Below are 6824 nucleotides of genomic sequence, written 5' to 3'. Positions count from 1 at the left end.
GGCCCGGGTTGGGGGCGGGGCTCAATGGGGGCATCAGTCTCGTGCATGCTTTTCCCCTCGTCAGCCTGTTCGGCTGTTTCAGGTTCCGACTCAGCAGACCCTGGCTCGTCTGGCGTGCCCGATTCTGCGGGCACATCTGGTTCCGCGCCCCAGCTCCCAGAGCGGAGGATAGCTAGGTCGTCGTCGGTGTAGTCGGGGTTAGACACGGCTCTCCTCCTTCCCCGTTTTTAAGGTTGTCTCAGTATCGGCTCCGGGTTCTAGAGTCAGGGTGATGGGCCCTAGGGTAACCTGCTGGTCTACTCTGATACGTCGTTCTTTGTAGAGCTCCAGTACAGCCAAAAATCGCACGGCCACGACCTCTCGGCTGTCGGCGTCCCTGCACAGCTCGGCGAAACTCACTGGGGTGCCGCGCTCCTTGAGCCGCGCCAGAACCACGGCCTCTTCAGTTGCAATAGTGGTTGCCGGAGTGTAAATATGGCCGGTATCAATGTGTTCAGGTTCATGGTCTGCCGTCTCATGCAGGCGCAGAGCCCCTGCGGCGATTTCGGCGAATGCCTGCGGTGTCACATCAAAAATCAGCTCTGGTAACACCTTGGCGAAGCGTGGTTCGAGGGCAACAGAGCGAGCGAAGCGCCGGTTTTCGGCGGAGAAGCGGGCCTGTAGCACAGCTGCGACTTCGCGGTAGGCCCGGTACTGGAGCAGGCGCGCAAAAAGCAGGTCTCGGGCTTCGAGCAGTTCAGGGTTGGTGGTTAATGCTTTATCGCTTCGCGGGAGTAGGCGCGCGGTTTTCAGTTCAATGAGGGTCGTGGCGGTGACCAAAAATTCACTGGCTGTATTGAGTGCAATATCTGCGCCACGTGAGTCTTTTATGCCTAGAGCTCCCCTGATATAGGTGAGAAATTCGTCAGTGACCTCGGCCAGAGCTATATCAGTGATGTCAAGCTTGCGGCGGGAAATAAGGGTGAGCAGAAGGTCGAAAGGGCCTTCAAAATTGGCCAGGGTGAGTGTGAAGGGCGTAGGGGCACTAGCCTCACGTGTGTTCGGTACCGTCACGGCAGCGAGTCTCCTGTAGGTGGTTTGAACCAGGATTTAGAGTGGGCGGCTTGAACGCTAGCCGCCTGTTGTGTTTTAACCATTGTGCCTCCCCACCCCTCTCTTCTTCAAGGGAAGGTGGGCAAAAGTAGCTAAGAGCACTAGGCAGGGGCATGCTACCCCCGCCTCTCACAAGGACGCCGGTGGCACTTCACCGGCCCGTCAGCATCCTGCATTTTCCCCTCGCGGGGCGGGAGCGCGTTTAGGGGGCACCTCCGCGTGAGATAAGTTCGCGGGCTAGCTGACGGTAGGCCTCGGCTCCAGAGTGGTTGGAGGCATAGGAGAGAATAGGCTCGGCTGAAACCGTGGCGTCGGGGAACTTGACGGTGCGTTTGATGACGGTGTCAAAGACTTTATCGCCAAAGGCATCAATGATGCGGGCTAAAACTTCTTTGGAGTGCAGGGTGCGGGAGTCAAACATGGTGGCCAGCACCCCGTCGATTTCGAGCTTGGGGTTCAGGCGATCCTGCACCTTCTCTATGGAATCTACCAGTAGGGCCACGGCGCGCAGGGCAAAGAACTCGCATATCAGGGGAATAATGACGCCGTGGCTGGCGGTCAGCGCGTTAACGGTGAGCAGACCCAAGGAAGGCTGGCAGTCAATCAAAATCACGTCGTAGTCATTTTCAACCTTGCGCAGGGAGCTGGCTAGTACCTGCTCGCGGGCAACCTCATTAACCAGCTGCACTTCGGCGGCCGATAGATCAATGTTGGCTGGCAGTAAGTCGATGTTATTGACCTCGGTGTTCTGAATAACATCGCGAATGTCGACCTTACGATCCATCATGACGTTGTAGACGGTTAAATCGAGTTCGTGGGGGTTAGCACCAAAACCTGCGGAGAGTGCGCCTTGGGGGTCAAAATCAACAAGTAAGACCTTGCGGCCAGCTTCAGCCAGGGCAGCGCCCAGGTTAATAGTGGAGGTGGTTTTTCCGACACCGCCCTTCTGGTTGACCATGGAAATGATGCGGGCGGGCCCGTGGGTGGTCAGGGGTGCGGGATCGGGGTAGATGCGCAGGGGGCGGCCTGTAGGGCCGAGCTGCTCAGCGCCGGTTTCAGTCACTGTGTTTCACCTTTGGTCGGGGTTAAGTCTCTTATCCACTAGTTTAGCCGGTGGGCGCAAGCTGGGCTGTCGACCGGGCATAAGTCTTGAGAGCCAGATTTTTTACGTAGGCCCCCTGGTATTAGCGGATAAATTCTATGACGCGATCAAAGGCGGCCTGGGAGGCGCCGCTGGTGTCATATTTCAGGTTGCCCATGTAACCGTGCATGGTGAGCCCGTAGGTCTCTTCATCGGTGTGGAAGTAGGTCGCTTCTCCCCCGGCCTGGTTAAGGGCCTCTGCGAAGGCTCTCATGTCGGCGGGGAAGCCGTCGTTGGTACCTGCCAGGGTGATGGATTTGGGGGTGTCTTGGGTCAGGTAGGGAATGGGGTTGTAGCGGCGGGTGTTGTCTGATTCTGGCAGGAAGATTGAGGTTTGCAGGTAGTTACCGATCAGTACCCGGGTTGCGATGTTCATGTTCTCTGGAACGATGGGGGCGTCATCAATAATGGCCGAGTGAACCTGGTCGGGGGTCAGCAGGGGTTCTTGGGTGAATTCGAAGAGGTCAGCGTAGGTGGGGTTTGAGATGGCGGTGATGTATTGGCTCACCATGATAGCTCCGGCTGATGATCCAAAGAGGCGCACCTGGTCCATGGAGATGTTCAGTTCGTCGGCATGAGTGATGAGGTAGTTAATAGCCTCGTTCATTTGAAGCACCGGCCCTGGAAAGTAGCTGGCCGGGGTCAGGGCGTAATTGACGGCAACCAGGTTGTAACCCTGCAGGACGAACTGTTCCAGCAGGTAGTTTGCATCGTCATTGACGGCCAGGGGGTCACCGATTGCCTTATCGCCAGCGAAAAATCCTCCACCGTGGAAGTAGACGATAGTGGGGGTCTGCTCATCGGCACCGAGCGCGTAGCGGATATCGAGAAAGCCCTTGGCAAATGTGTCTGTGTAGCGGATGTCATTGACGTACTCAATGCCGTTATCCAGGGTGTGGCTCGTAGTTTCAGCGGCGGCCTGGGTGGGGTTGATCTCAGCTCCCTGGTAGGTGGTAGCCTGGATTCCCTTAACAACGATTGAGGGGGCAAAGACAAGGACGGCGGTAAGGGCGAGGACGCCTGCCAGGGCGAGGCCAAGCAGGGTGAGAACGATTGTGGGCAGACGCTTCATGAGTGGCTTTCCGGTGATTTGAATATGTTTCTTGGATAGTTCACCATGGTGCCAAGAGTGATACAAGTGTCTCACTGGTTTTGAGCCTGAAATAAGACAAGTAAGCAGGAAGTGTCTCATGTCCCCCACCCCAGCGCCTACACCCCAGAATTTTGTAGCCCAAAGAATTACCGAAGCTCTCGTGGACCTTTTACGCGCCCAGCCCTTAGAAGCGATCACCATCAGCGCCCTCTGCGCCCATGCCCAGGTGGGGCGGGCGTCCTTCTACCGTCATTTTGACTCTAAGGAGCAGGTGCTCACCCAGGCAGCTGCCCGTCTCATTCAACAGTGGGCCCACCAGCTTGAAAACGACCCCTCGGCCCACCCGGCCATGGTCTTTGAGAGCCTCTTCCAACATTTTGACGACTACCAGCCCTTCTACTCGGTGCTCTACCGGCAGGGCATGGCACATACCGTACTCGATACCATCAAGCAGAAACTAGGCTTATCAGATGCTCTGCCCAGCAAGGACGCCTACCCCAAGGCCTTTTTAGCGTACGGGATTTTTGGTTTCATCGACGAATGGTTCAGGCGCGGGGCCAAAGAATCGCCCCGCGCCCTCAACCGCTTATTTGCCACCAGCGTGCAGATCAACCTGGCTGGGCTCGTCGCCCTCTACCAAGATCCTGCCTAGGCGGGGAGCCGGCGTCCGCCCTCCACAAAGACCTTGGTGTCTTCAATAGCGAAGCTATGGATAGCGCTGACCGCCCCGTCAACGGTGGAGTTGAGGTGGGGAGCTACTTGTTCGTAGAAAGCAGCCCGGGCAGTTTCGCTCTCAAAGCCGATGACCATCAGGCCGTGGTAGCGATCTGCCTTGGGGTTATCATGGGCGACGTTGGGAGTATCCCAGGTCTTTTTGTGCCAGGGCAAAAAGGTTTCGGTACGCAGTTCGCTGATTCCTGCCTGGGCTAGCACAGAGGGAGCAAGCCTATTGTGCATGAAGTCCTTGAACTCCCTGCCCCTTGCCCCCTGGGCCCGGCGGAAAAAGACCACATCGCGCAGTTGGGTCTGAGACCTGGCCACCGGGGTCGTGTACCAGCGGGTTGAGCCGGGCAGGCCGATGTACATGAGGGTGCGCCGAAAGACGTTAATTTCGTCCTTGAAAGCCAGGGCTGTTTGCTCACGTCCTGCCGTGGCTGCCAAGGTGCTTTGGAAGGTCACGTCAGCAATTCCGTTGATCCGGCGGTCTGCACGCACAACGGTTTCTAGGCCGGGGTGGGCCGGCCAGAAGCTGTGCTCGGCTTCACTGATGTGGAGCTGGCGGTATTCCTTGAGGCCCTTGGAGGCGGCAATGATTTGGGCGTGGCCACCTGCCCAGTAGTCCTTACCTTCTGGCACGGTCATGCCGTGACGAATCCACAGCAGAATAGAAGACGAAAATTCCTTGGTAAAGATGGGGTTCGGTGCCATAGTCAGTCCTTAGAGGTTCCGGGTAAAACTAGTTTTCGTCGGCGAGGAAGCCAACGAGTCGGGCGCCGAATTCCCGGTGGTACTGGAATACCCCTCCGTGGCCTGAGTTCTCGGAAATGACCAGTTCGCTGCCGGGGATGCGGTGGTGGAGTTCGTAGGAGTTTTCGGTGGGTACCATGCGGTCCACATCGCCATTGGCAATCAGGGTGGGCATAGTGATGAAGGAGGCTAGGGGGGCCTTGGGCATCTTGCCCCAGCGGTAGATGGCAGCCAGCTGGGTGAGGAAGCCCGGGAAGCTCATGGGCTTGTCCTTATCGAGGGTGCGGCCGTTGATAGAGGTGAGGAATTCGCGGGCTGCAGCCCCGCCTTCTGCGTCATGGTTGAAGAAGAGGTAGCGCTTGGGGTCGGTGCGGGCGAAGAAGGAACGAGCGATGTCAGCGAAGGTTACTCCCACGACCTGGGAGATACCTGCGCCGCCTCGTCCGCCGGTACCGGTGAGGACCAGTTTTTCGACCAGTTCGGGGCGCTGCTCCACTACTTCCTGGGCGATAAAGCCGCCCAGAGAGAAGCTAAAGAGCTTGATGCGCTTCAGGCCCAGGGCGTCGATGAAGGCCAGGGCGGAGGTAGCCATGCCCTTGATGCTGTGGGGCACTCGGCCCGTTGAACCGCCCACTCCCTGGTTGTCGAAGGCGATGACGCGGTGGTGGGCGCCGATTTGGTCTACCAGGCGGGGGTCCCAGTTTTCCAGGGTGGCAGCTAGGTGGACAAAGAGGACGACGGGGGTAGCTTCACTTTCAACCTGACCGAACTCGCGGTAGGCGTAGGTGGTGCCGTTGGCGGCGGTAATGTGCTGGGTGGTGGCGCTCTGGTAGGGAACGGTCATGACAATCCTTTTTGTATTTGTTCTTGATACAATTACAGACTACAGGGCTTTTCCACACCACACCAGCCCGGAGCCTATGTTTCCCATCACCTGCCTAGAGAGCAAAGGACGCCGCCCCACTCCCCTGCCGCCAGGCAGGGGAGTGGGGCGGCGTCCTAAATTTTTAGCTTATTGGCTACATCTCAACCACGATTTTACCGGGGCCACCCTTGCCGGCGGCCAGCATTTCAAGAGCCTCCTCCAAGCGGTCAAAGGGCAGAGCCTGGGCTACCAGGGGCTTAATGGCCCCCGACTCCAGGGCCGGGGTGTAGTCCACCAGCTGGCTGGCTTCTGCCCGCATAAAGAGGAACTTGTAATCGATGCCGAGCTTCTTAGCCGCGGCCCGCTCCTTGCGGCTGAGGAACCACATCACCGGCTTCAGGGCCTTCTTACCTAGCTGCACCGCAAAATCAGTATCGGGGTTGCCGACAACGGTCACCAGGGTACCGCCGGGAGCCAGCACCTTCATAGACCGGATTGTCTCGCCCTTGCCCAGGGTATCGAGCACGATATCGTAGCCCGAGATCAGCTCCTCATAGTTCTGGGTGCGGTAGTCAATGACCACATCAGCGCCAAGGCTCTTGGCCAGCTCCACGTTCTTGGTGCTGACAGTGGTTGCTACGGTTGCACCCAGGTACTTGGCAACCTGCACAGCGATGGATCCCAGGCCACCGGTGCCGCCCTGAATGAAGACCTTATCGCCGGGCTTGATGGGGGCTTTTTCGGTAAAGGCCTGAATGGCGGTCAGAAGCACCAGGGGAAGGCCGGCAGCCTCGGTGTAGCTCAGCCCGGCAGGCAGGGGGGCCACCTGGGTCGCATCTACTGCCACCTGCCCGGCAAAGCCACCGATGGCATCAATGGGCAGGCGGGTAAAGACCCTATCCCCTACCGAGAAGTTGGTGACGTCGCTACCGACGGCCAGGACGTCCCCAGCAACTTCCTGCCCCAGAACCAGGGGAAGCTTGTTGGGCAGGAGCTGCTTGAAGTCGCCGCGGGCAATCATGTCATCGAGGGGGTTCAGACCTGCGGCGCGCACCTGGATTAGCACCTGGCCGGGGCCAGCAACCGGGGTAGGAAGGTCAGCCCAGGCGGTGGTGCCGCCGTCTTTATAGGAGGTTAGGGTAAAGGCTTTCATGCTATTTCTCTTT

8 protein-coding genes are annotated in these 6824 nt (G+C 58.3%); 1 reads left to right on the top strand and 7 read right to left on the bottom strand.

What is annotated here, in order from left to right; all coding sequences use genetic code 11:
* The 4 genes from L6966_RS11405 to L6966_RS11390 all read right to left on the bottom strand — a co-directional run.
* Window positions 1-206: hypothetical protein (locus L6966_RS11405; protein ID WP_237233424.1), on the bottom strand; the 206-nt coding region annotated here is incomplete at its 3' end.
* A complete protein-coding gene (locus L6966_RS11400; RefSeq protein ID WP_237233423.1) occupies window positions 199-1053 on the bottom strand; it encodes a segregation and condensation protein A in 855 nt (284 codons plus the stop codon). The genes L6966_RS11405 and L6966_RS11400, both read right to left, overlap by 8 nt.
* A 241-nt stretch (window positions 1054-1294) precedes the next feature.
* The gene (locus tag L6966_RS11395; protein WP_083091490.1) at window positions 1295-2155 is read right to left on the bottom strand and encodes a ParA family protein; all 861 of its coding nucleotides are present in this window, start codon (window positions 2153-2155) and stop codon (window positions 1295-1297) included.
* 121 nt (window positions 2156-2276) lie between these two features.
* Entirely contained in the window at window positions 2277-3305 is a 1029-nt protein-coding gene (locus L6966_RS11390) for an alpha/beta hydrolase (protein WP_237233422.1), read from the bottom strand.
* A gap of 118 nt (window positions 3306-3423) precedes the next feature.
* Here L6966_RS11390 and L6966_RS11385 point away from each other — a divergent pair, with 118 nt between their 5' ends.
* A complete protein-coding gene (locus L6966_RS11385; RefSeq protein WP_237233421.1) occupies window positions 3424-3978 on the top strand; it encodes a TetR/AcrR family transcriptional regulator in 555 nt (184 codons plus the stop codon).
* Here L6966_RS11385 and L6966_RS11380 read toward each other — a convergent pair.
* From L6966_RS11380 to L6966_RS11370, 3 genes are all read right to left on the bottom strand, one after another.
* The gene (locus tag L6966_RS11380) at window positions 3975-4754 is read right to left on the bottom strand and encodes a strictosidine synthase (RefSeq protein WP_237233420.1); all 780 of its coding nucleotides are present in this window, start codon (window positions 4752-4754) and stop codon (window positions 3975-3977) included. The genes L6966_RS11385 and L6966_RS11380 overlap by 4 nt on opposite strands.
* A gap of 28 nt (window positions 4755-4782) precedes the next feature.
* Window positions 4783-5637 (bottom strand): alpha/beta fold hydrolase, encoded by an 855-nt coding sequence (locus tag L6966_RS11375; RefSeq protein ID WP_237233419.1) that lies wholly within the window; start codon window positions 5635-5637, stop codon window positions 4783-4785.
* Between the two features lie 175 nt (window positions 5638-5812).
* On the bottom strand, window positions 5813-6811 hold the full coding sequence (locus tag L6966_RS11370) for an NADP-dependent oxidoreductase (protein WP_237233418.1): 999 nt from the start codon (window positions 6809-6811) through the stop codon (window positions 5813-5815).
* Window positions 6812-6824: the final 13 nt, after the last annotated feature.

This window comes from Rothia nasisuis (assembly GCF_928381405.1).
GTDB lineage: Bacteria > Actinomycetota > Actinomycetes > Actinomycetales > Micrococcaceae > Rothia > Rothia nasisuis.
This window is presented reverse-complemented; position numbering and strand designations above follow the sequence as displayed.

Coding starts and splice junctions, on each gene's coding strand:
- L6966_RS11380 (WP_237233420.1), bottom strand. CDS start 4,754: ATGGCACCGAACCCCATCTTTACCAAGGAATTTTCGTCTTCTATTCTG.
- L6966_RS11370 (WP_237233418.1), bottom strand. CDS start 6,811: ATGAAAGCCTTTACCCTAACCTCCTATAAAGACGGCGGCACCACCGCC.
- L6966_RS11375 (WP_237233419.1), bottom strand. CDS start 5,637: ATGACCGTTCCCTACCAGAGCGCCACCACCCAGCACATTACCGCCGCC.
- L6966_RS11390 (WP_237233422.1), bottom strand. CDS start 3,305: ATGAAGCGTCTGCCCACAATCGTTCTCACCCTGCTTGGCCTCGCCCTG.
- L6966_RS11385 (WP_237233421.1), top strand. CDS start 3,424: ATGTCCCCCACCCCAGCGCCTACACCCCAGAATTTTGTAGCCCAAAGA.